The sequence below is a fragment of the Acinetobacter legionensis genome (genome assembly GCF_057165765.1).
The window spans coordinates 3,693,498-3,714,845 of the sequence record NZ_CM169896.1; the positions used below are offsets into that span (position 1 = coordinate 3,693,498).

Here is a 21,348-nt window from a genome sequence, read left to right on the forward strand (position 1 = left end):
CCACAAAACCAATATATTTGGAGTAATCATGGCTGAGTTTCATCACGGAATATCAAAACGTGAACCCACTTCAGGCATCATTCCGATGCGAGATGCTGACACCAATGTCATCGGACTCATCGCGTTTTCAGATGATGCCGATGAGGATGTATTCCCACTCGACACACCGACTTTAGTGACATCAATCAATCGCGCACTAGCAGCTTCAGGAACTCAGGGTAATTTAAGAGCTTGTTTAGAAACCATGTCCGCGATTACCTCTCCAACACTTGTGGTTATCCGTATTGAAAATCCATTCAAAGGTGAGATTTTTAATCAAAGCTTGGTCATTGGTACAACCTTACCAACTGGCCAACGCACAGGTATCCAAGCTTTACTGACTGCAAAATCAATCTTGGGAATCACACCTAAAATTAATATTGCACCAGGTGTAGAAACCCCTGAAGTTGTCCAAGCTTTGGCAGCCGTCAATAAGAAAATTCGTGCTTTCTCTTATGTCACCCCACGGAATATGTTTGGGGTAATGCTTGAAACCATGCAAGATGTTACAGCCTATCGAGATACCCTTTCAGACCGTGAAATCATGCTGATTTGGCCTGAATTTACCAGTGGCAATGTGCTTCAAGGGAATAATATTCCTCAGCCCAGTGGTGGACGTATCGATTACACCATTAATGGAATCGTAAATACCCAATACTTAATAGGTGCAGAATTCGAACAATTCAGATCCTTAAATATTACCCATGTGGTTGTTTATGAGGGTGTTGAATATCTTGGTGATGGATCATTTTACGAAAATAAGATTTCAGGAAAACTCGTTTTCCCTGAGTCATTACAACGGATTAAACAAAATACCTTTGCAAATAATCAAATCAGCGAAATCGTTTTACCCACAAATTTAATCGAACTCGATAGTTATGCATTTGCAAATAATCAAATCAAAACTGTGACTGCATTAAGCATGATCCCACCTACCATAGGCAAAACCTTTGCATCATTTTCCAATAATCCGTTAGAAACAATATATGTGCCTGCTGCTTCAGTAGATGCCTATAAATCGGCTTGGGATATTTATGCAAATTTCATTCAACCAATAAACTGACCAAATGCAAAAATCCTGTTTAAGACTTAAACAGGATCGAACTTATAGAATTATAAAATCTCAAACCGCATGATGACTTCAAATCTGCCAAAACAACATATTTGGAGTAATCATGGCTGAGTTTCATCACGGGATATCCAAAAGAGAACCCACGTCAGGCATCATCCCGATGCGAGATGCTGACACCAATGTCATCGGACTCATCGCCTTTTCGGATGATGCAGATGAGAATGTTTTTCCACTCGACACACCGACTTTAGTGACATCAATCAATCGAGCACTTGCAGCTTCAGGGACTGAAGGTAATTTAAGAGCTTGTTTAGAAACCATGTCCGCGATTACCTCTCCAACATTGGTGGTTATTCGTATTCAAGACCCGTTTAAAGGCGAAGCTTTTAATCAAAGCCTGGTCATTGGTACCACATTACCAACAGGTCAACGCACAGGTATCCAAGCATTGCTGACTGCAAAATCAATCTTGGGAATCACGCCAAAAATTAACATTGCACCGGATGTAGAAACCCCTGAAGTTGTCCAAGCCTTGGCAGCCATCAATAAAAAAATTCGTGCCTTCTCTTATGCCACCCCACGGGATATGTTCGGGGTAATGCTTGAAACCATGCAAGACGTTACAGCCTATCGAGACACACTTTCAGATCGTGAAATCATGTTGATTTGGCCAGAGTTTACCAGTGGAAATGTCTTCTTGGGAAAGTCGAAAGGCCAATGTGATCCATCGTATTTTGCGGTTCAAGATGTTGCGATGGATTTACCAACAACGGCTCAATATACGATTACTTATGATCTTCACATCCCTGTAGAAAACATTGATTTAAAAAATCAGGTCTTAAAATTTGATAGTGGCACAAACAGTACACAAGAAGAATTTGAAACGATTATTCGTCGAATTTCACTTGTAGAAAGCAGTCAACAATTACTCACGGGTGGCGGTGGTGGAGTTGCATATTTTCAATCCTATCGTGGTTGGATTATGGGGGGTGATGGATCTACAACAAAAAGCGCTGCGACGATTACTTTAAAAAAATCTTTGAACGCTGAATATGATTTTTTTGATTTTTTAAAAAGACAAGATTCTGCGACACCATTGGTTAGCCCTTTTGAAATTCACTCTTGTGGTGTTCAAAACTTTTTAGGACTTTAATATGGAACTTACATACGGACCAGGCATCCTCTCTGCCGTCGTGGCTGCTGCTGCTTTACGAGCTGAAACTGACAAAAAAGTCGGCTGGCATAAATCACTTTCAAATATTCCAGTGACTGGACCAACAGGAATCAGTCGCCCTATTACTTGGGATCTAGAAGATCCTGACACTGACGCTGGCTATCTAAACAGCAAAGAAATCACAACGCTTATTCAACATCAAGGCCTTCGTTTTTGGGGCAACCGCACTTGTTCTGCAGATCCTAACTTTGCATTTGAAGTCTCAACACGAACAGCCCATTTTCTACTTGATACCATTATTAATGGCTGTTTCCCCTTTGTTGATCAACCCTTAACGCCTTTCTTGGCCAAAGACATTATTGATTCAATTGATGCAGAGCTTCAGGAGCATGTCGGCGAAAAACACCTATTGGGTGCATCGGTTTGGTATGACCCGAATGAGAACTCAACAACACAATTACAGCAAGGGCAAATGTGGGTCGATTATGACTACACCCCTATTCCACCACTTGAAAATCTAGGCTTAAACCAACGTATCACAGGTCGATACTTGGTCGACTTTGCTCAGTTGATCAATGGCGCAAACACCACAGAAGGAGTTTAAGCATGTTACCAAGAACACTTAAAAATTTTAATGTCTTCGTCAATATGCATTCATGGGCAACCGTAGCCGAAAGCTTCAATATCCCTAAAATCACTAAAAAGACTGAAGACTTCCGAGGCGCAGGCATGATCGGTGATGTCGCTTTGGCCATGGGCTATGAAAAACTTGAAGGTGAAGTGACCTATGCAGGTTTTGACGTCAAACAATACCGACAATTGGGGGTATGTGGGACCAACGATTTACCTGTGCGCTTTGTCGGCATTTATGAGAATCAAGATACCTGCAAGATTCAAAATGTCGAAATTTATATGCGTGGCCAAGCATTGGAGCTTGATCCTGGTTCATCAAAAAATGGTGATAAAACTGAAATTAAAATGGCTTACAACTACACCTATTACCGCATGGAAGTCGATGGTGTGATCGAAGTTGAACTTGATTTCATTCGAGGTATTGAACGCTTTGGTGACAGTAATCTCGTTGCCGATATCAAAAAATTACTTGGTCTTTAATAGACCAAGTTTTACCCATCATTTCTATATTTAAATCAGAGAAAATCATGACTAAAGCAACTGAAAAAACCACTCAAGCACTTAATTCAGAAACCATCACAGATCCGAATGTTAAAACAGCGATTTTAGAAAACCCCATCATTCGTGGTGAGATTCAAATTACTGAAATTCAAATTCGTAAACCCAACGTCGGGACTTTACGAAATTTAAGCCTACAAGATGTGCTCAAGTGGGAAATTAATGCGGTGAATACAGTACTTACCCGTGTCACTCAACCTGCCCTTAATGTGGCTGAATTAAACGCCATGGATGTGTCTGACTACACCACTTTAACCGTGGAGCTCACCAGTTTTTTAGTCAGTGCGAAAGCCAAATCCCAAGCAGCGTTGATGACGTCATAGCGAATCTTGCTGTGGTTTTCCATTGGACACCGAAAGATTGTGAACATTGGGAAATAGAAGAATTAATGCAATGGAATGAACGAGCGAGCGCACGTTCTGAAGTTAATCATTGACCAGGTAAAAATATGAGTAGTCTAAGTCTAAGTGCAATTTTAATGATCGTGGATGAAGCTACTCGTCCTCTTAAAATGATTCGTCAGAATTCGGATGACACCGAAAATTCTATTGAAGACCTTACCCGTAGCATTGACCGCTTAAATCGAACTTTGGGCGGTTCAGATGCACAACAATATAATCAATCCCTAAAACAAACAGAAAAATATTCCCATGCCGTTCGATCAGCAACAAAAATGTTGGTGACTGAATATGGTCATGTTGATCATGCATTATCTGCAGTCCTCAATAAAACAGATCAATGGAATGCCAAACTTGCTGAAAGTAGAGCAGCAATGCGAGAAGAATTTAAAAGCATGGCCATAGGCGGTATTGCTGCAGGCGCAGGACTTTATAAGTTTTTTCAACCTGCCCTTGAGTTTGAAAAACAAATGAGTGGTGTTCAGGCAGTTTTAGATTTAGAAAAACATAGCAAAACAATGAAAATGCTTGAGGATGATGCGCGTAAATGGGGCGCAGCGTCATCATTTAGCCCAAAGGAAGCTGCAGAGGCACAATTCAATTTAGGTTCAGGCGGTTTTAATCCGAAGCAGATCCATGAGGCTTTAGGCGGTACATTACAATTGGCTGAAGCAGGCAAGGTCGAACTTGCTGAAGCAGCGCAAATTGCCATAGGTACACTAAATGGATTCGGTTTAGCAGCTAAAGATATCAACCGAGTTAATGATATATTTTTACAGTCCACCAATGCGACTGCAACCAGTGTTCAAGGTTTAGGGGAAACCATGAAGTATGTTGCACCTGTTGCCAAGCAATATGGTGCAAGTATTGAAGAAACCACCGCAATGGCTGGCCTATTGGGAAATAATAATATTCTTGATACTCAAGCCGGTACTTCGCTTCGTGGCATCATGTTGCGTTTAGCATCACCACCAAAAGCAGCCAAAGCAGCGCTTGAGTCGTTAAATGTCACTACAGTAGATACTAAAGGCAATCTGCGTGATATGTCTGATATTTTGGATGATATTCGAAAATCCACTGCAGGTATGGGATCTCAAAAACGTCTAGAACTCATTTCAGATATTTCAGGTGTCGAAGCTGCTTCAGCAATGGCTGTATTGGTTGATCAAACAGCAATACTTGATGAAAACACAGGCAAAACTGTAAATAAGATTAAGCAACTCACAAGTGAGCTCGAAAACTCTGAAGGCGCAGCTGCACGAGCTGCTGCGATTTTAAAAGACAATCTTTCAGGTGATATCGAAAATATGGGTGGTGCTTGGCAAGATTTTAGTATTTCCATACAAAAAGTGCTTGGCAATGACTTACGTACTTTCATCCAACAAGTTACAGAGATCATTGATCGAGTTAAAAATTGGGTGGATGCAAACCCTGAGCTTGTTCGTACCCTTGCTAAAATTGCTATGCAATTGATCATGTTTAAAGTGGCGATGTTAAGTATTAGATACACCACCAACTTATTTTTTGGGGCCATTGTTGGCGTGATTGCAGGCATTACCAAGCTTGCTATTTTAATGTTTATATTGCGAACCGTTGCAGGCAAGCTAGGTATCGGCCTACCGAGCCGTTTCACACTCATAGCAAAAACCATTCAACTTGTAAGTCGCGCTTTTACTTTCTTGGCCAGTCGTGCGATTCCCTTATTGCTTGTAGGGTTACGAGCAATGAGCATTGCCCTACTTACCAATCCTTTGACTTGGATTATTGCAGCAATCGCCCTGCTCGCATTTGTCATCTATAAATATTGGGGGCCGATCAAAGCATTCTTTAAAGGATTTTGGGATGGTCTAAAAATTGGCCTTACGCCTGCCATAGATGCAATTCGTAGCGCATTTAATAACATCAAAACCATACTCGCACCCTTACAGCCGGTTTGGGATGCGCTGATAGGTGCTTGGACCGCATTTAAAGGCATATTGGGGGAAATACTGACACCTATGCAAGCCTCCAATCAAGAGCTTCAAAATGCGACCAATTACGGCAAAATATTGGGTGAATTTATTGGTCTACTTGCAGGCATATTTATCCAATCCTTTGTGACTATTGGCAGATGGTTGGGCGAGACTGCAGCCAAAATCGTGATATTTGTTGGCGCTGCTATGGCAGCATGGGAAAACTTTAAAAGCGGTGTAGTGGCCGTGGGAGCGAGTATTGTTGATCATTTACTTTCACCGATTCGACTAGTGATTGGCGCTGTCAATACGCTCATTACTGGACTGAACAAAATCCCCTTTGTGAATATTCCAAAAATTCCTCAAATTCCACAATTTAGTAATACTGCAACGGCTGGAACCACGATCCCCACTAAAACCATTCAAACGCAGCCGATCGTACCTTTACGCTTGCCTCAAGCAAAAACATCAATCAATCATTTTGCACCGGCACAGATTCATATTTCTGGGGTTTCTGATACTCAGGCTGTTGGTTTATTAATGGATCAAAAATTAAAGAATTGGCAGCAATCTGTCACTTCAGCTCAAAACCGTAGTTATAGCGACCAGGACTAGGAATAAACCATGTTAATGAGCCTTGGACAGTTTTTATTTAAAATCGATACCTTGAGTTTTACCGAAATTCAGCGACAACGGGCATGGAAATATGCTGAAAATGAAGTGGCTGCAGGCAGAGCCAAAAAACAATACACCGGTGTTGGTTCAGATACGGTTACTTTACCTGGTCTAATTTATGAAGAATACGGCTTCGGGCGTCGCTATGCGATTGATGAACTTGCAAGCATGGCCAGTACTGGCCAAAGCTTTGTTCTTATGGATGGCAGCGGTTATTTATACGGTGTCTATGTCATCGACAATATTGATGAAACCAAGACTTATCTTTTAGACAATGGCGTCCCCCGAAAAGTTGATTTCACCTTAAAACTTTCCCGTACCGATGATGAGCGCATCGAGGAGCAAACCGCACCTGAAAACACAGATGAGGTGATCACATGATAAAAACACCAACATGCCTGATTACTGCAGACAATAAGCCCTTAAATGATTTAATTCTAAGTCGAATCATTAGCGTAACCGTAACCGACAATCGAGCCAATGAAGCGGATGAACTCAGCATTGTACTTGATGATAGTGATGGAGCTTTGGAATTACCCAAACGAGGAGTAAGACTGAATTGTAAAATGGGGTTTATTGGTGAAGAACTTCACGATAAAGGTGATTTCATTGTCGATGAGGCTGAATGGTCAGGTCCTGCAGATGCCATCACTGTTAAAGCCTCGAGCGCTAATTTTAAGAGCAGCATTAAAGTTGCAAAGTCAAAATCATATCACCGCAAATCTTTTGGTGAGGTTGCAAATGAAATTGCGAAAAACCATCAATTAGAACTGATCATGACTGCCGATTTAAAAGCCATAAATTTAAATCATATCGATCAAACCAATGAATCGGATCTCAACCTTTTAGCACGTTTAGCAAAAACCAATGGCGCAGAAATGGCTGTCAAAAAAGATCGTTTACTTATTTTTAAGGCTGGCACAGCTAAATCAGCTTCGGGTCAAGATTTGTCATCAATTACTGTGACCAGGAGCACTGGCGATCAATTCCGTTATAACGAGCAAGATCGGGAATCAGATTACACCGGTGTTTCTGCAGGCTACCAAGATTTAGGCAAAGCTAAACGTCAGCGAGTGACCTCAGGTAATCCCGAAAAACGTGGTGGTGGCAATGATCCGTCAACCAAGACCAAAGTCATAAAAGGGACATTTGCGAGTAAAGAGGATGCTCAACGTGCTGCAGATGCAAAAATGGATGAGATAAAACGGCAAATGGCCAAGTTCAGTATTAGTCTCGCTTATGGAATACCTGAAATCAGTACAGAGTCACCTGTCAAATTAGATGGCTTTAAAAATGAGATTGATCGATTGAAGTGGATTGTTGAGAAAGCCACTCACACATATAACAAATCCAATGGTTTAATTACGCAGTTAGAACTTGAATCAAACTTGAAGTGAGTAAATTAAGTACTCATTTCCTATCAAAAATACTGGTTTAAAGCATTTATTTAACTATTTGGAATTAAATTTATAGAATACATCTCAATATTCTTTTTATACAAAAGTCAAAACACAGTGTATGTACTTAATATTAATGATATATTACAAGAAATACAGCCACTTACTTATTCCAAATTTATAATTAAGGAAATAATAATGCCTATAGCAACTAAAATATGTAGTCTAGTAAATAATCAAGGAAAACCTGATTGGTGGAGATTCACACTAAGCAAAGCAATTGAATGTGGAGAATTATCTTCAATAGAATTAGAGAAAGCTTATTTACTTGCTAAAATGGAATTTGGTCTCGAAGAAAAAAGTATAGACTACTCATCATTAGTGAAGCCAGTTCTAGCGACTGGTTACCATGAAGAAGTGGAAGAAAATAAACTTGTTTCTGTTGGAAATACATCTAATATTTCTACTCTAGCATCACAGAAAAAGATCGAATTTTCTACCTCAGGATTAACAGTTATTTATGGAAATAATGGAGCTGGAAAATCTAGTTATGCAAAGATATTAAAAAATGCTTGCTTGACTAGAGGTGAACTCCCTGAATTAAGGCATAACATTTTCGAAGAGAAAGTCGGTATACCTTCTGCTGAAATTCAGATTGAATCTAATGGTATCTCTGAATTAATATCATGGAACACTCGTTTAGAGCCTCACTCTCGTCTTAAATCAATCAGGGTTTTCGATTCAAATTCATCCATTCACTATCTATCTAAAACAGGCACTTTAGATTTTAAGCCAACTGCTTTAAAACTATTGGATGAACTATTAAAAGCTAGTAGCTTTATTATGGATAAAGCAAAAAATGATGAAATAAGTTATATACCATTACCAGTTCTACCGAAAATGAATCAAGGCACAACGCCAAGTAAGTTAATCATAAATTCCACCTTAGAACCGGAACAAATAGATTTATTCTGCGCAACACAAGAAGAGTCAGCCGAACTAATAGTTTTAAGAAAAGAAGTGCTTGAATTAACCAATAATTCACCTGAAAAGTTACGAGAAAAATATAAAAGTAGAAGGCTACGACTAGTACCGCTTCAACGATTCCTAACAGCTTTAGTCAATGAACTAAATCTAGAATCAATAATTAAATTTAAAGAAATTTACAATACAAAAGAACAAACGAAATTAGCAGCACATTTGCTCAGTACTGCTACATTTGCAGAGTTACCAGTATCAAAAATTGGCACAGAGCAATGGCATACAATGTGGAATGCTGTAAAAAATTTCATTGAGAATCTAGACCAAGACAAAAAATTCCCTCTACTAGAAGGAGATCACTGCCCTACATGTTTACAAGTCATAGATAACACAGCAGCATCAAGACTAGCATCATTTGATGTTTACCTTCAGAATGAACTCCAAAAAGATGCAACTTCGGCTCTTATAAACTGGAACAAAATATTAAAAAAAATAAGAGATTTGAGTTTTTCTACAGTTCCTTATGATGCAATCCTTAATGAAATAAAAGAAAAGGATCAAGAACTTGGTATACTGTTTACGTCATTAATTAATAAGTTAAAAGAAAAAGCAGAAAATATTTTACTAGATTTACCAGTTTTTGATATTGAAGATTTAAATTTTGAAGCTTTAACAAGACTTAATACACATATTAGCAAGCTAGAAGAAATCGAAAAATCTGTTTTAGATGATGAAACAAAAGCAACGACGATATTAATAAAAACTCAAAGGATCCTAGAAATTGAAGATAAAGAAAAAATATTAATCGTCAAAGAGCAAATTAAAGAAGAAATTAAAAAAGCGAAGAAAATCGAATGTTTTAACAAACTTAAACGCTCTACTTCCACAACTGCAATTACATTACTGAATAATGAAATATCCAACACTGGTTCTATAGGGAAAATGCAAGAATTTTTCAACGCTGAACTAAAAAAACTAGGTTTTGATCATTTCACAATAAATACACTAACAAAAGGTGCAAAAGGAAATCAAAATTTCAGCCTACAGCTTTCTGAAAATAATGCGAATATTCTTGATATTGCTAGCGAAGGAGAGCAAAAGTGCATTTCTCTAGCTAGTTTTTTTGCAGAATTGTCTACTGATAGTAGAAAGTCAGCGATTATTTTTGATGATCCCGTAAATTCTCTTGATCATATTTGGAGATTAAAATTTTCCAAAAGAATTGCTGAGGAAGCCAACAAAAGGCAGGTCATTGTTCTAACGCATGACTTACCTTTCCTTAAAATGCTTCAAGAAGTATCTAATGATATAACTGTCAAAGCTATTACTAGAAGCAATAAAGTTACAGGAATACCTCTTGATACACCTCCATGGGATGCATTAAAAACTGCTGACAGGATCGGACAACTTAAAGTAAAAGTAGTAGAAGCTAGAAAAGCAGCAAAGAATTCAATAGAAGAATATCAACATCATGCATGTATAATTTATGGAAAAAAAAGAGAAACATGGGAAAGACTTGTTGAAGAATGGTTAATTAAAAGTGTTGTTGAACGCTTTAGCCGTGAAATTAAAACTCAAAATACAAGATATTTAACAGATATCACTGAACAAGATGTCCAAAAAATTTATGCTGCTATGGGTAAGTGTAGTACCTATATGAATGGGCATGATATGGCTGAAGCGATGTCTGGTGTTTTTCCAGATATTGATGAGTTAGAAAGTGATTTAAGAGAACTAGAAGATTACTTCAAAGAGTTAAAAACAAGAAGAAAATAAATATAAAAAAAGCCCTCAAATAATGAGGGCTTTTTTTCGACTTAGTAATTATGCAATTATTAAATCGACATCTTTATTAATCACATTAAAAGCTTCTTCAATCGCTTCTAATTTAGTTGAATGATTTAATGACAATAATCGATCAACTTGTTTCTGATCCCAATGTAACTCACGTGCAAGATCAGCTTTTTTTAGACCTCGTTCAATCATTGCATTGTATAAAAAAATTTTTAAACTTACTCGAAAAGGTAACTTAACGAGAACTTCTCCTTTTAATTTTTTACTAGGTAATGGTATAGCTCTTCGCTCATTCATATAAATAATAAAAGCTGTTTCTAAACCATTTAATGCTTCAGTTAAAGCTTCCTCTTCTGAGTAACCGACAGCGAAAGCTTCAGGTATATCACGACTACGTACCAAGTAAGATTTATCCGTATCGCGTGTTATAAACACTGGATATAACATACTAAACACCTCATCAAATGTTCTACTTAACTCTACTTAGTGCGATTTAAGTAGAATGTTTTTTAGACAAAAAAATCAAAGAATTTAAATCAAAATCTTTGATGCAAACAATGCAATAGATATTTCCTCTAAGTATTGCATTCCATATAAAGATGTACTTTAAAGTTCAACAACTAGGGCTTAAAGCCCTAGTTGTTTCAGAATTTCCTTGCGAAGGCCTTCTCCAATTTCCTTGCCTTTATGAAACGGTAATGTAGTTTGTTTTCCCTTGTAGCTAACTATTCGGTGAGAACCTTTTCCACTTCGTAACACTTCGACACCTTGTTGTTTCAACCATCGCTCGAATTCACTGTACTTCATAGCACATCTCCTTCAAAACGATAAAGCAATAATACGACATATTTGTCCTATAATCAAGAAATAAATACGACATATTTGTCTTATTATTTGCTTACTATCTCTCGCAAGGAGAGCGAAAATATATTTATCGAAACGCGTAAATAAGGCTTTAAAATGAATGAATTAGGCACAACAAAAGTTTATATGGATGTCTTAGAAAAACACCTTAAAGAATTACAACTGAAACAAGATGATAGTCCACTTGCAAATATTTGCATTAATCATATTAATAATAAATTAGATAAATTAATTAGATTCTTAAAACCCTAGCATTAAAAATGCCCCAAATTTGGGGCATTTTCTTTAAATAGATATCTATTATTTTTCAATCTTGTTAGCAATATAAATATTTCTACTTTCACCGTGGTACTCTAAATCTCCGCTTGAATCAATTATGAAGTATTGAGTTTCATCAGGATCTTTATAACGATAAGTTGCCACATCTTTAAGCAATTCATAAGGCTTTAAAGTCGCATCAATATAAAAATCTTGTTTAAAATATTTCTTATCTTTCTTATAAAGAACAACGATATGATCAGTGAACCCATTTGGTGAAATCCATTGGCCAATCACTTCACCATCTACATCATGTTTTACATTTAATAGTTTTTTGAAATTATCAGAACTTAACCCAATAAATTTAACTTCTAAGCTTGGATCAAAATGAGCTGTTGCCCATGCTGCAACACTTTGCTCTCCTTTTATTCGGTACATAATAAAAGTGCGCTCATAGCTATTGCTATCACCATTTTTTATTTCATTCGAAATTTGTCTCAGCTGTTGCTCAGAGATACGCTCTGGTAACTCCACACTAACGTTACGAACAATATCTCTCTTTTTATCATCAGAAATAATTTCATAATCAATTTTGACATTTTCAAGATCAACAATTTTTTCTTCTATTTTTTCATTATTGGTAGCATTTGCAGAGGTAGTATTATTTTGACCATCATTAACAGGATCAGGTGCAGTCACACCAATAACTAAAAATAAAATTATGCTGCCAATCACACCACCAATCAAAACGTCTTGTCGAGTAATTTCTTTACTTTTACGTAAGCTTTGTAAACGCTTTGGACTAATTAAACCTATGAAAGTAAGAACCCATACCGCTATCAAAGCGAGAAAAGACAATACAAAAATAACTTCCATTTCTACCCCATTATTAAAATTTAGATGGCTTATTAATTACATTTTTTGACACTATGCATTAGCTCAATATGAACCAATCGATAAGCTCATTATGACACTATGCATTAGCTCATTTTGACACTTTCTTCTATATAAAAAGAATTAAGAATAGAAATATAAAAGAATTGTATCGCAACCTAATTGTCATTCTTTTAATTCTTTATAATCCAATCAATAGTGAAATAAATACACTTATATAATCAATTGTTACTTAATCAATTACATGTTCATAATCCAATCATTAGCAAAATGAATTATCTTTTTATTCATCTAATGATTGACAATAAATTAAATTGAATTAATACTAATTAAATCACAGCAAAACTGTGAACGGGCGTGAGAACCTGTTTTATCATCACTGAGCGCAAATCAAAGTCGCTTAAGCGGCATTTTTTTTGCCTACTGTTTAGCAGTCGTTATGGCAGGCTAGGCAGGGCAGCCTTGTGCTGGCCGTACTCAGTGAACGGTATTCTCACCCCTGTTTAGTCTGTCACCATTACCGTGAGAAGTAATGATGTCAGGTATATAACCTTGTCACTGAGAAAACGACTATGAACACTCAAAATAAAAGTGTGTATTCAGCACCTGTATGTCTAGACACCCTCTGTATTCAACGCTTAAATGCGCCAGATTTCGCTCAACCTGAAAAACTCAGTATTCAAATTTTGAAATTTCTTCGTTCTAAAAAGCGAGGATAAATCATGTCAAAAATCTATATTCAGACCGAATTAGGTACTGAAAAATGTTGTCCCATGTGTCATGAATACTTCCCTTTTGATGAAGAATTCTTTTTTAAAAACGGCATAAAAAATGGAATTCAAAAATGGGCAGCCCGTTGTAAAGTCTGTTATATGGAGTCTTATCGCACGGGGTATGACATATGAAAAACATACTCTTGCAAAACAACGAATATCCGATTATTGCCTCGCCTATGCTCTCAAAAGAGCTAGGCTTGCCAGCTGCAACTTTCTTACAAAAACTGTATTACTTACTCAACGAAACTCGTAAATACAAGCGTAAAAAGAACCTGACTCAACACAATAATCGAAAGTGGTGGTTTCATACCTATCAAGAGTGGACTGACACATTAGGATTATTCAGTATCGCTACCATCAAACGTGCGGTGGCAAAACTTAAACAGATGGGACTGATTGAAATCAATAAGCTAGATCCTAACAAGTCTATGCGTGTCAATTACTACACAATTAACTATAAAAAACTAAAAGAAATATTCGGTTTCGGTGTTTTGGAATCAAAATCTGAGCCGACACCAGGTGTTTCTGAAACGCCAAAGGGGACAGATTGTCCCATCCATCCTGAAGCAACCCCTCAACAAGCTTGTACCATGCTTGATATCAATCGACAGCTCTATCGCCAATTACGCAAGCTTAAACTCGACATTACTTATGACAGCCCCTTACTCTTGGCTTGGCAAAATCGACAACGGGAAGTAATTGCTTATGTTGCCTCAGCGACATCAAGACTCGATATAAATAAATGGCAATGGCATACACCTGAACAGGTTATGCCTGCACATTTGATAGGGATATAAAAAATGAGAATTTCAAAAATTATTCTTAGAGTTAAGAACCCTCAAAATAACAAACGTCAATTGTTTGTTTCTTCAAGAAAACTTTACAATCTGATAAGTCCTAATGTTTCTTATAAAACTTTCGTTGAAACCAATATAACCTGGTCTAAACTCAGAGAAAATATTGACTATCACTACAATCAACAGTTTGATAGCTATAATTTGAACATTTGCGCTGTTCAGGCAATCTTAGTATTGGAAAACAGCGACCAAAGTTGGACGCTATTTAATGAATTATCCGATCTTATAAATTGTGGTTTTTCAACCATAAATTAATAATCAAATTAGGGGTAATACAATGAGTGTAGAAATCGATGAAGAGACAATTTACGAAATTAAGAAATTACTTATTAAACTTAACTTTTTATCAAAATGCACAATTGATCCAAGCATCAAACCTATAGAAATTGAGAAAGTATTTGAAAGTTTATCTAATGATGCTCGATCAATTTTACAACAGATAAAAACTGAGTGATAAAAGCTCCCTTTTGGGAGCTTTTTAGTATTTAGAGCGTGTATATAAACTATAATTACTAACAATAGTTTTACTCTTTTCCTCCAGTAACTTCTGATCTTCTTTTTCTTTTATCTTCTTATATAGCTTCTCTGCAGCATAAAAATTTTCTAAAAAAATAGAGGTTTGATCAATTGCGAACGATAATTGTGGAAAAAATATTGCTAATATAAACGTAATAACCCCAAAGAAAAATGCAAAGAAAAAATCAAACGCTGTATCAGAAACTGAAACTAAATAAGCAAAAAACAATGAATAAATAATCAATAAAATAAAAGTTCCTTTAAAAATAATCTTTGACCATTTTATACTTTTTTTAATTTTATCAAGATTCTCTAAACAGTAAATTCTATTATTTTTTTTACTAAAATAAAAAACAAAGCAATCTTGTAATCCTCTATTTTTAAGGTATTTTAAGTGCCCAAATTTTTCCCCACCATGAAATAAACCCATCATTTCATTTATATCGACCAATTTTTTTTCATGGAGTTCTAATAGAAAATTAACTAAAAAAGCATCAACTTTTCCATTTCCAACTAAATCACAAGCTGCTGCATCTTGAACATTTTTCGAATATTCTATTTTATTGGAATTTCTAACAAATTTTTCATGATACTCAATACTCGATTTAACCCGCTTGTTCAAAATATTTTCATGATAGTTTTGAAATTCTTTACTTCTATAAAAAACCATAAAAATTGTTGTAAATGCAGTAATAAGTGTACCTATTGATATTGCGATACTTTTTACTTCTTCTAGTGTCATATTTTTAGCTCAAAATATTATATTTTTAAAAGGATGAGCAAATAAATCATTGAATATTTACTCAAATATAATTATTTATCTATTTTTAGGATAAGCAGCAGCAAATGCCTTTGCTAAAAATATTAAACCTTCTTTTTGCTCTTCAGCTACCTGTTCATAAAGAGTTAATAGCTCACTATTTGCAGACTGCATATTTAACTTGTACTTCCCAAATAAAACATACGACATATCGAAGCCATACTTTTGTAATGCATAAATCTGTTCTTCATTCATAGACTCGCCATGTTTTTCATAGCGAATCCATGAAGCCTCAAGTACACCAATAATTTCAGCAGCTTTCACTTGAGTAAGCTTTAGCTTTTTTCGTTCTTCTTTCAGGCGAATACTTCGATTAGCAGTAGAAAATAATTCATCCATTTGAATAATATCTCTTGAATACTTCGATATATCGAAGTAAATTAACATTGTCAGAAATCACACACAGTCCGATTTCTACCATTTTAAATTTTTATGAGGTCATTGCAATGAGTAGTACCCAAAACACCAACAATTCAGAAAAAGAAAAACAAATCGTTTTTCGTGTTTCAGAAGCTCAACATCAACAAATTCGAATTAAAGCAGCAGTAGAAGGATCTCTAACACCAAATCAGTTTTCCAAAAAATATCTTTTGGAAGGTTTGGGTATCGATATTGATGACGAAAGCTCTGATCAAAAACAATCATAAGTCACAGATTTTGGGGAATTCATGCCAAGCGCACTTTCTGAAATAAATGGACACATTTTTAATGAAAAAATTTGCTGTCCGGTATGTGACAAGCCATTAAGAATTTTGGGGACCGTTGTTTATTTAGAAAATCCCAAAGGTTATGTAGGTGAGTGTCGGGAGCTGACATGCATGACTATGGTTCATTTTCACATTCAAATATCAAATGTGATTGCTCCAAGTCGTTTAATAAAATCAGTAAAGGAATTGAACGATGAGTAAATCAATTGGTTTTTATTGCCCTCACTGTGGCATGCGTATGCATGTGTCTAGCCGAAAAAGACCTTCGCCACTCTTACATGAGTTGATTGTTTCATGTCGCAATGATCAATGCCTTGCAAGTTTTGCAGCGAGTTTAGAAATGGTGCGACCAATTCAGAACAGCATCAATCCTAATCCTGAAGTTCAAACAGGATTACCACAGCATAAACGCCAGTGGGAGCAAGAACTTGAACATCACATCGAAAGTTTAGAACTCCAAACCTCAATTGATGAACACCAAAAAAATTATGTAGAAGGCTTTATTTCTGCGCTCTTTCATTCGTCAACAATTGATTTGACCAGGGCTACGACTTACCGCAACCGACTTCTACAAATGAAACTTATATAGGCATTAGTGATGGATCTTCAGCGTCATATCGACGACAGACTTAACCAACTATTTAACTTTAAAAGAGTTGGTGAATGGTATCGTCAAGGTCTTTGTCCAAGTTGTAATGAGAAAGAACTTTACACACATGCAGAAACACCACGCATGGTGAAATGTGGACGTATTAATAAGTGTGGTTATGAGGAATACGTCAAAGATATCTGCGAAGAATTTTTCAAAGATTGGTCAGAATATCACCCTAAAACCCATGAGAATCCAAATGCCGCTGCAGATGCATATTTGAGGGATGGTCGAGGTTTTGACCTTAAAAATTTAAAAGGCAGATATACACAGGAACTATATCAAGCGCCTAAAAATAGAAATTTAGTCAGTGCAACTGTTCGCTTCAAATTAGCTGAAGGAATATATTGGGAACGGATCATTGATCGTCCTGATCGTTTTGGTCGTCAGAAAGCCAATTTTATCGGCAAATGGAATGGCTTGGCATGGACATTACATGAGTTAGATGATCTTTGTACTGCAGGCAGTATATGGATCACTGAGGGCATCTTTAACAGTATTGCGCTATCACAATCAGGCATTATTAGCTTGAGCAATATGAACAGTGGTAATTATCCCACACAATTATTAGATACGATCAGCAAACGCTGTCATGAACTCAACAAAGATAAGCCACGTTTAGTTTGGGCTTTGGACAATGACAACGCAGGCAAGAAGTTTTTACCTAAACACCATAAACATGCTACCGATCAAGGTTGGATCTCAACTGCTGCCCTTCCACCAACACCGATTAATGGAAAATCACTAGATTGGAATGATCTATTTCAACGTGAACAACTCACAGAAAAAGACCAGGAGAAATACCTCCATTTTGGCAAGCTTCAAATTGTTGAAACGCCTGAAGAAGCAGGCTTATTGATCTATAACTATTATGGTAGCAATCTAAGTAAATTCTTTTTTAATCATAAGTTCCGTACATACTGGTGGGAATTAGATTATGAGAAATATAACAAAGCTGTCCAATATGTTGAGGAAAGCCAACAAGAACAAATGCTTTCAGAAGATGAAAAGCGTATTCAGGCATTAAAAACATGTTCTTCAGCGAAAGAAATCTGTAATGCACAGCTTGAGCCGTTGTATTTCCAACGAAACGAAATCACCGATGAATCTTGGTATTACTTCCATCTTCAAAGCCCATGGGGAGAAACCAAGACCACTTTTACTGCTGAACACATGGCATCACGCAGTAAATTTAAGCCTCGTGTAATGTCCGTCCTTTCAGGTGCGATGTGGACTGGCAGTGATCAACAACTAGAAACCTTTATTAAACGTAAAACTGAAAAATTACGTGAAGTTAAAACTATCGATTTCATTGGCTATAGCAAAGATTATCAAGCCTATATCTTTGATAAATATGCTGTGCATAACGGGCAAGTTATCCCCAAAAATGAACATGATTTCTACAAAACGGGAAAAAAAGAATTGAAAAGCCTAGCAAATTCACCAGTGATTACCCTGAATCCTAAAAAGGAATTTTCTGCAAGTTGGTGGAAAGATTTTTATACATTGAATGGCGCAAATGGCTTAATTGTTCTTGCTTGGTGGACAGGAACATATTTTGCTGAACAGATCCGTGCTCTTAATTCCTCATATCCTTTTTTTGAATTTGTTGGTCAAGCAGGTGCAGGTAAATCAACATTGCTTGAGTTGCTTTGGAAATTTAGCGGTCGAGAAGCCTATGAAGGCTTTGATCCGAATAAATCTACCAGTGTGGCAATTTATCGTAATTTTGCCCAAGCCTCTAATATGCCGATCGTTCTAATTGAGGGCGACCGAAATGATCAAAATGGTGGTGTCCAAAAAGCTAAATTTAGTTGGGATGAATTGAAAGACGCCTTTAACGGTCGAGCAATTCGTTCAAAAGGCTTAAAAACCGCAGGGAATGAAACGTATGAGCCACCATTCCGTGGTGCAATCATGATCAGTCAAAACACGCCTATACAAGCCTCAGAAGCGATTTTATCTCGTACCTTGCATATTACAGTGACAACAAAAGGCCATAACCTAGAAAAGAAAAGAATTGCCGATCGTCTTTCTCGTATTTCGTTAGAAGACGCATGTACTTACATGACGCATTGCTTAAAAAATGAAGCAAAAATTCTGCAAACCTATTCAGAAAATATCCAAGCCTTAGAAGAAGAATTTCATCAAAAAGGCATTACTCATACTCGTATTGCACTTTGTCATGCACAAGTATCAGCAATGGTTGATGCACTTGAACAACACGTTTTAAAAGAAGTCATCGACTTAGATGAAATTTGCGATGCCAAACGTATTTTAGAGGCAATGGCACGGGAGCGTGTGGAGCAATTAAGTAGCGACCACCCTATGGTTCAACAATTTTGGGATGCCTACGAATATATGAATGTCAGCAGAAATGCAGCATTCAGCTTAAATCATCATGATCAAGACGCCCAAAGCATCGCTATCAATCTAAATGAAGTCTACAAAGTCGCTGCCCGTAACTATCAATCGTTACCTGACATCAATGAAATGCGAACGCTACTTCGATCAAGCCGACGTTATAAATTCATAGAAATGAATAAACCAGTTAAGTCTAAAAACTTCCCTGCAGATGAAGTTAAAAATGTGACATCAGAAATGCGTGAACGTGTCGTCAAATGCTGGCTTTTTACCAATCCATACTACAACCAACACACACCTTTTAAATAATTTTTAAAGCGTGAATAAAGAAGCTTGCACTTCTTTTTAAGGAGAAATAACTTATGAAAAATAACCCTTTTAAAATTGCTCGTGGCGGTTGGTGGCCATGTGAAGAAAAAGTACTTATTTCAATGCTTGAAGATAAATATCCGGTACATTTTATTGCGGAAGTACTAGGGCGAGATCGTTTAGGTGTTCATGCAAAAATTACATTGATGGAACGCCAAGAAGCTAGGAAATTGGAGGATGCAGCATGAACGATAACGCATTCGATCAATATCTTTTAAAAATGACAAAAGTATTGGATTCAAAATTGATTCTACCTGTTGAACACCAACTCTGGGACGAAAAAGATATCGCAAAATATCTAAAATATACAGTGGATTATACGAGAAAAAATATTATTCCATGCCCTAACTTTCCACCTAGTCGACAGTTACCGACATCAAAAGATAGTGACCGTACATCACCACGTTGGAAAGCAACAGATGTAATTAAATATGCTATGGCGTTTGATAAATCAAATTTGAAATACAACGGGAATTGAGAAGAACAAAACATATAAAAGCCACAAAAGTGGCTTTTATTTTATTTATGATTTTCTAAGCGATTAATCTTGATAAACCAGGACTGATATTTAGTTCTTCTAAAATTTCATCGTTAGTAGGATTGTAGTAAATCAAAGCCTGCTTGGGATCTTTCCATCCAAAAATCTTACATAAAGTTAAAGCATTTTTTATACGTCTAGCCATTAAACTTGCCGCTTCATGTCTCGAATCATGAAATGTTAAATCGGAATTTTCTAAACCTGCAGCCTTTCGAGCCTTTCTAAACAATGTATCCCTAGAGCCATCAGAAATAGTAAAAACTTTTGGAGAATTTTTACGGTCAATTTTTATGGCCAATGTCCAAAGCTGAATCGCAAAATCATCAAGGGGGACATTACGACTAGATCCATTCTTAGTATCAGGCAAACGTATAAAACGTTTTTCTATAAAAACATCTGACAATGGTCGATTAACAATTTCACCTGATCTCATACCAGTGGACATTGCAATTAACCATATTAAACCTACTTCTTGCATCTTAGAATTCGGAACTGTGCCTGGTGTATATTTTAAAGCAGTAAGTATGCTTTGCAATTCATCTATTTCAATACGACGTTCACGATGTTCAGGTTTTTTGGGCTTCCGTAAATTTTCAACTGGATTAAAGTCGATCCAACCTTTATCTCGTCTACACCAGTTAAAAAATGCAGATAGTGTTGAATAGTCACGAAGTACACTCGCAGCACTTAAAGGGCGTATTGTCCGGTTCATAACTATGCTTTCCCATTGCTTGAGATGTTCAGAGCGATAATTAGCTAATGGCCAATCCACAAAAGGTAGATTATTTTGATAATATTTTAGCCGTTGGATCTCTTTTTTCGCAGTTTTCTTATACCTAGACACTTCATTCATATATCTAGTCAATGCTTCTTCTACAGTAAGAACTATTTTATTATTTAAAGCTTGTTTGGTAGAAAAATTTAAGAAGAATTCACGCTCTTGAATCTCTGACCATCGTTTCGCATCATTCTTGGATTTAAATGTTTTACTTTTTCTTTGATTGAAGGCAATAAGATCTGCTCTCCACTTACCATTTTCAAGTTGATAAATTGACAGACTCAT

26 protein-coding genes are annotated in these 21,348 nt (G+C 36.6%); 20 read left to right on the plus strand and 6 right to left on the minus strand.

Features of this window, described 5'->3' with window-relative positions:
• Positions 1 to 28 precede the first annotated feature (28 nt).
• The 10 genes from AC2G3J_RS16775 (at position 29) to AC2G3J_RS16820 (ending at position 10,655) form a co-directional block, all read left to right on the plus strand.
• Positions 29 to 1,102: a leucine-rich repeat protein gene (locus AC2G3J_RS16775; RefSeq protein WP_483770321.1), complete on the plus strand. Its 1,074-nt coding sequence runs from the start codon at positions 29 to 31 to the stop codon at positions 1,100 to 1,102.
• Positions 1,103 to 1,214: 112 nt separating this feature from the next.
• The gene (locus tag AC2G3J_RS16780; RefSeq protein WP_483770322.1) at positions 1,215 to 2,264 is read left to right on the plus strand and encodes a phage tail sheath protein; all 1,050 of its coding nucleotides are present in this window, start codon (positions 1,215 to 1,217) and stop codon (positions 2,262 to 2,264) included.
• Position 2,265: 1 nt separating this feature from the next.
• Complete coding sequence (locus AC2G3J_RS16785; protein WP_483770323.1) at positions 2,266 to 2,889, plus strand: phage tail sheath subtilisin-like domain-containing protein; 624 nt, start codon at positions 2,266 to 2,268, stop codon at positions 2,887 to 2,889.
• A 2-nt stretch (positions 2,890 to 2,891) separates the two neighbouring features.
• Positions 2,892 to 3,398, plus strand: coding sequence for a phage major tail tube protein (locus AC2G3J_RS16790; RefSeq protein ID WP_483770324.1), 507 nt, complete (start codon positions 2,892 to 2,894; stop codon positions 3,396 to 3,398).
• A 47-nt stretch (positions 3,399 to 3,445) separates the two neighbouring features.
• Positions 3,446 to 3,799, plus strand: coding sequence for a phage tail assembly protein (locus AC2G3J_RS16795; protein ID WP_483770325.1), 354 nt, complete (start codon positions 3,446 to 3,448; stop codon positions 3,797 to 3,799).
• A gap of 11 nt (positions 3,800 to 3,810) precedes the next feature.
• The gene (locus AC2G3J_RS16800) at positions 3,811 to 3,912 is read left to right on the plus strand and encodes a GpE family phage tail protein (RefSeq protein WP_483770326.1); all 102 of its coding nucleotides are present in this window, start codon (positions 3,811 to 3,813) and stop codon (positions 3,910 to 3,912) included.
• A 12-nt stretch (positions 3,913 to 3,924) separates the two neighbouring features.
• Positions 3,925 to 6,441 (plus strand): phage tail tape measure protein, encoded by a 2,517-nt coding sequence (locus AC2G3J_RS16805; RefSeq protein WP_483770327.1) that lies wholly within the window; start codon positions 3,925 to 3,927, stop codon positions 6,439 to 6,441.
• A gap of 15 nt (positions 6,442 to 6,456) precedes the next feature.
• A complete protein-coding gene (locus tag AC2G3J_RS16810; protein WP_483770328.1) occupies positions 6,457 to 6,882 on the plus strand; it encodes a phage tail protein in 426 nt (141 codons plus the stop codon).
• Positions 6,879 to 7,898: a contractile injection system protein, VgrG/Pvc8 family gene (locus tag AC2G3J_RS16815; protein WP_483770329.1), complete on the plus strand. Its 1,020-nt coding sequence runs from the start codon at positions 6,879 to 6,881 to the stop codon at positions 7,896 to 7,898. The genes AC2G3J_RS16810 and AC2G3J_RS16815 overlap by 4 nt, the downstream gene beginning before the upstream one ends.
• 198 nt (positions 7,899 to 8,096) lie before the next feature.
• The gene (locus AC2G3J_RS16820; RefSeq protein WP_483770330.1) at positions 8,097 to 10,655 is read left to right on the plus strand and encodes an AAA family ATPase; all 2,559 of its coding nucleotides are present in this window, start codon (positions 8,097 to 8,099) and stop codon (positions 10,653 to 10,655) included.
• A gap of 48 nt (positions 10,656 to 10,703) precedes the next feature.
• Here the strand turns inward: AC2G3J_RS16820 and AC2G3J_RS16825 are convergent, their stop codons facing one another.
• A complete protein-coding gene (locus AC2G3J_RS16825) occupies positions 10,704 to 11,120 on the minus strand; it encodes a type II toxin-antitoxin system HicB family antitoxin (protein ID WP_483770331.1) in 417 nt (138 codons plus the stop codon).
• A gap of 180 nt (positions 11,121 to 11,300) precedes the next feature.
• On the minus strand, positions 11,301 to 11,480 hold the full coding sequence (locus tag AC2G3J_RS16830; protein ID WP_483770332.1) for a type II toxin-antitoxin system HicA family toxin: 180 nt from the start codon (positions 11,478 to 11,480) through the stop codon (positions 11,301 to 11,303).
• A 153-nt stretch (positions 11,481 to 11,633) separates the two neighbouring features.
• Between AC2G3J_RS16830 and AC2G3J_RS16835 the strand changes: the two genes are divergently transcribed.
• Positions 11,634 to 11,789, plus strand: a complete 156-nt coding sequence (locus AC2G3J_RS16835) for a hypothetical protein (RefSeq protein WP_483770333.1) — start codon at positions 11,634 to 11,636, stop codon at positions 11,787 to 11,789.
• Positions 11,790 to 11,837: 48 nt separating this feature from the next.
• Here AC2G3J_RS16835 and AC2G3J_RS16840 read toward each other — a convergent pair whose 3' ends face one another.
• Positions 11,838 to 12,671 (minus strand): hypothetical protein, encoded by an 834-nt coding sequence (locus AC2G3J_RS16840; RefSeq protein ID WP_483770334.1) that lies wholly within the window; start codon positions 12,669 to 12,671, stop codon positions 11,838 to 11,840.
• 590 nt (positions 12,672 to 13,261) lie between these two features.
• On the opposite strand from AC2G3J_RS16840, the gene AC2G3J_RS16845 reads away from it, so the two are divergent.
• From AC2G3J_RS16845 to AC2G3J_RS16855, 3 genes are all read left to right on the plus strand, one after another.
• Positions 13,262 to 13,408, plus strand: coding sequence for a hypothetical protein (locus tag AC2G3J_RS16845; protein ID WP_483770335.1), 147 nt, complete (start codon positions 13,262 to 13,264; stop codon positions 13,406 to 13,408).
• A 182-nt stretch (positions 13,409 to 13,590) separates the two neighbouring features.
• Positions 13,591 to 14,262, plus strand: a complete 672-nt coding sequence (locus tag AC2G3J_RS16850) for a hypothetical protein (protein ID WP_483770336.1) — start codon at positions 13,591 to 13,593, stop codon at positions 14,260 to 14,262.
• Positions 14,263 to 14,599: 337 nt separating this feature from the next.
• Positions 14,600 to 14,776: a hypothetical protein gene (locus tag AC2G3J_RS16855; RefSeq protein ID WP_483770337.1), complete on the plus strand. Its 177-nt coding sequence runs from the start codon at positions 14,600 to 14,602 to the stop codon at positions 14,774 to 14,776.
• Positions 14,777 to 14,800: 24 nt separating this feature from the next.
• On the opposite strand, the gene AC2G3J_RS16860 is transcribed toward AC2G3J_RS16855, so the two are convergent.
• Together AC2G3J_RS16860 and AC2G3J_RS16865 are read right to left on the minus strand one after the other, a co-directional pair.
• Positions 14,801 to 15,580 carry a hypothetical protein gene (locus AC2G3J_RS16860; RefSeq protein ID WP_483770338.1) on the minus strand — a complete coding sequence of 260 codons (780 nt, stop codon included), beginning with the start codon at positions 15,578 to 15,580 and terminating at the stop codon, positions 14,801 to 14,803.
• 75 nt (positions 15,581 to 15,655) lie between these two features.
• Positions 15,656 to 15,997: a helix-turn-helix domain-containing protein gene (locus AC2G3J_RS16865; protein ID WP_483770339.1), complete on the minus strand. Its 342-nt coding sequence runs from the start codon at positions 15,995 to 15,997 to the stop codon at positions 15,656 to 15,658.
• A gap of 107 nt (positions 15,998 to 16,104) precedes the next feature.
• On the opposite strand from AC2G3J_RS16865, the gene AC2G3J_RS16870 reads away from it, so the two are divergent.
• Genes AC2G3J_RS16870 through AC2G3J_RS16895 form a run of 6 tightly spaced genes read left to right on the plus strand, consistent with a single transcriptional unit; the run spans position 16,105 to position 20,225 of the window.
• Positions 16,105 to 16,305, plus strand: coding sequence for a hypothetical protein (locus AC2G3J_RS16870; protein WP_483770340.1), 201 nt, complete (start codon positions 16,105 to 16,107; stop codon positions 16,303 to 16,305).
• Positions 16,306 to 16,326: 21 nt separating this feature from the next.
• Positions 16,327 to 16,566: a hypothetical protein gene (locus AC2G3J_RS16875; RefSeq protein WP_483770341.1), complete on the plus strand. Its 240-nt coding sequence runs from the start codon at positions 16,327 to 16,329 to the stop codon at positions 16,564 to 16,566.
• The gene (locus AC2G3J_RS16880) at positions 16,559 to 16,954 is read left to right on the plus strand and encodes an ogr/Delta-like zinc finger family protein (protein ID WP_096733050.1); all 396 of its coding nucleotides are present in this window, start codon (positions 16,559 to 16,561) and stop codon (positions 16,952 to 16,954) included. The genes AC2G3J_RS16875 and AC2G3J_RS16880 overlap by 8 nt, the downstream gene beginning before the upstream one ends.
• Positions 16,955 to 16,963: 9 nt before the next feature.
• Entirely contained in the window at positions 16,964 to 19,687 is a 2,724-nt protein-coding gene (locus AC2G3J_RS16885; protein ID WP_483770342.1) for a toprim domain-containing protein, read from the plus strand.
• A gap of 53 nt (positions 19,688 to 19,740) precedes the next feature.
• Complete coding sequence (locus AC2G3J_RS16890; RefSeq protein ID WP_483770343.1) at positions 19,741 to 19,935, plus strand: hypothetical protein; 195 nt, start codon at positions 19,741 to 19,743, stop codon at positions 19,933 to 19,935.
• The gene (locus AC2G3J_RS16895; protein WP_096733044.1) at positions 19,932 to 20,225 is read left to right on the plus strand and encodes a hypothetical protein; all 294 of its coding nucleotides are present in this window, start codon (positions 19,932 to 19,934) and stop codon (positions 20,223 to 20,225) included. The genes AC2G3J_RS16890 and AC2G3J_RS16895 overlap by 4 nt, the downstream gene beginning before the upstream one ends.
• 55 nt (positions 20,226 to 20,280) lie before the next feature.
• On the opposite strand, the gene AC2G3J_RS16900 is transcribed toward AC2G3J_RS16895, so the two are convergent.
• Positions 20,281 to 21,348, minus strand: coding sequence for a tyrosine-type recombinase/integrase (locus tag AC2G3J_RS16900; RefSeq protein ID WP_483770344.1), 1,068 nt, complete (start codon positions 21,346 to 21,348; stop codon positions 20,281 to 20,283).

Coding starts and splice junctions, on each gene's coding strand:
- AC2G3J_RS16775 (WP_483770321.1), top strand. CDS start 29: ATGGCTGAGTTTCATCACGGAATATCAAAACGTGAACCCACTTCAGGC.
- AC2G3J_RS16780 (WP_483770322.1), top strand. CDS start 1,215: ATGGCTGAGTTTCATCACGGGATATCCAAAAGAGAACCCACGTCAGGC.
- AC2G3J_RS16785 (WP_483770323.1), top strand. CDS start 2,266: ATGGAACTTACATACGGACCAGGCATCCTCTCTGCCGTCGTGGCTGCT.
- AC2G3J_RS16790 (WP_483770324.1), top strand. CDS start 2,892: ATGTTACCAAGAACACTTAAAAATTTTAATGTCTTCGTCAATATGCAT.
- AC2G3J_RS16795 (WP_483770325.1), top strand. CDS start 3,446: ATGACTAAAGCAACTGAAAAAACCACTCAAGCACTTAATTCAGAAACC.
- AC2G3J_RS16805 (WP_483770327.1), top strand. CDS start 3,925: ATGAGTAGTCTAAGTCTAAGTGCAATTTTAATGATCGTGGATGAAGCT.
- AC2G3J_RS16810 (WP_483770328.1), top strand. CDS start 6,457: ATGAGCCTTGGACAGTTTTTATTTAAAATCGATACCTTGAGTTTTACC.
- AC2G3J_RS16815 (WP_483770329.1), top strand. CDS start 6,879: ATGATAAAAACACCAACATGCCTGATTACTGCAGACAATAAGCCCTTA.
- AC2G3J_RS16820 (WP_483770330.1), top strand. CDS start 8,097: ATGCCTATAGCAACTAAAATATGTAGTCTAGTAAATAATCAAGGAAAA.
- AC2G3J_RS16825 (WP_483770331.1), bottom strand. CDS start 11,120: ATGTTATATCCAGTGTTTATAACACGCGATACGGATAAATCTTACTTG.
- AC2G3J_RS16830 (WP_483770332.1), bottom strand. CDS start 11,480: ATGAAGTACAGTGAATTCGAGCGATGGTTGAAACAACAAGGTGTCGAA.
- AC2G3J_RS16835 (WP_483770333.1), top strand. CDS start 11,634: ATGAATGAATTAGGCACAACAAAAGTTTATATGGATGTCTTAGAAAAA.
- AC2G3J_RS16840 (WP_483770334.1), bottom strand. CDS start 12,671: ATGGAAGTTATTTTTGTATTGTCTTTTCTCGCTTTGATAGCGGTATGG.
- AC2G3J_RS16845 (WP_483770335.1), top strand. CDS start 13,262: ATGAACACTCAAAATAAAAGTGTGTATTCAGCACCTGTATGTCTAGAC.
- AC2G3J_RS16850 (WP_483770336.1), top strand. CDS start 13,591: ATGAAAAACATACTCTTGCAAAACAACGAATATCCGATTATTGCCTCG.
- AC2G3J_RS16855 (WP_483770337.1), top strand. CDS start 14,600: ATGAGTGTAGAAATCGATGAAGAGACAATTTACGAAATTAAGAAATTA.
- AC2G3J_RS16860 (WP_483770338.1), bottom strand. CDS start 15,580: ATGACACTAGAAGAAGTAAAAAGTATCGCAATATCAATAGGTACACTT.
- AC2G3J_RS16865 (WP_483770339.1), bottom strand. CDS start 15,997: ATGGATGAATTATTTTCTACTGCTAATCGAAGTATTCGCCTGAAAGAA.
- AC2G3J_RS16870 (WP_483770340.1), top strand. CDS start 16,105: ATGAGTAGTACCCAAAACACCAACAATTCAGAAAAAGAAAAACAAATC.
- AC2G3J_RS16875 (WP_483770341.1), top strand. CDS start 16,327: ATGCCAAGCGCACTTTCTGAAATAAATGGACACATTTTTAATGAAAAA.
- AC2G3J_RS16880 (WP_096733050.1), top strand. CDS start 16,559: ATGAGTAAATCAATTGGTTTTTATTGCCCTCACTGTGGCATGCGTATG.
- AC2G3J_RS16885 (WP_483770342.1), top strand. CDS start 16,964: ATGGATCTTCAGCGTCATATCGACGACAGACTTAACCAACTATTTAAC.
- AC2G3J_RS16890 (WP_483770343.1), top strand. CDS start 19,741: ATGAAAAATAACCCTTTTAAAATTGCTCGTGGCGGTTGGTGGCCATGT.
- AC2G3J_RS16895 (WP_096733044.1), top strand. CDS start 19,932: ATGAACGATAACGCATTCGATCAATATCTTTTAAAAATGACAAAAGTA.
- AC2G3J_RS16900 (WP_483770344.1), bottom strand. CDS start 21,348: ATGAGTCTGTCAATTTATCAACTTGAAAATGGTAAGTGGAGAGCAGAT.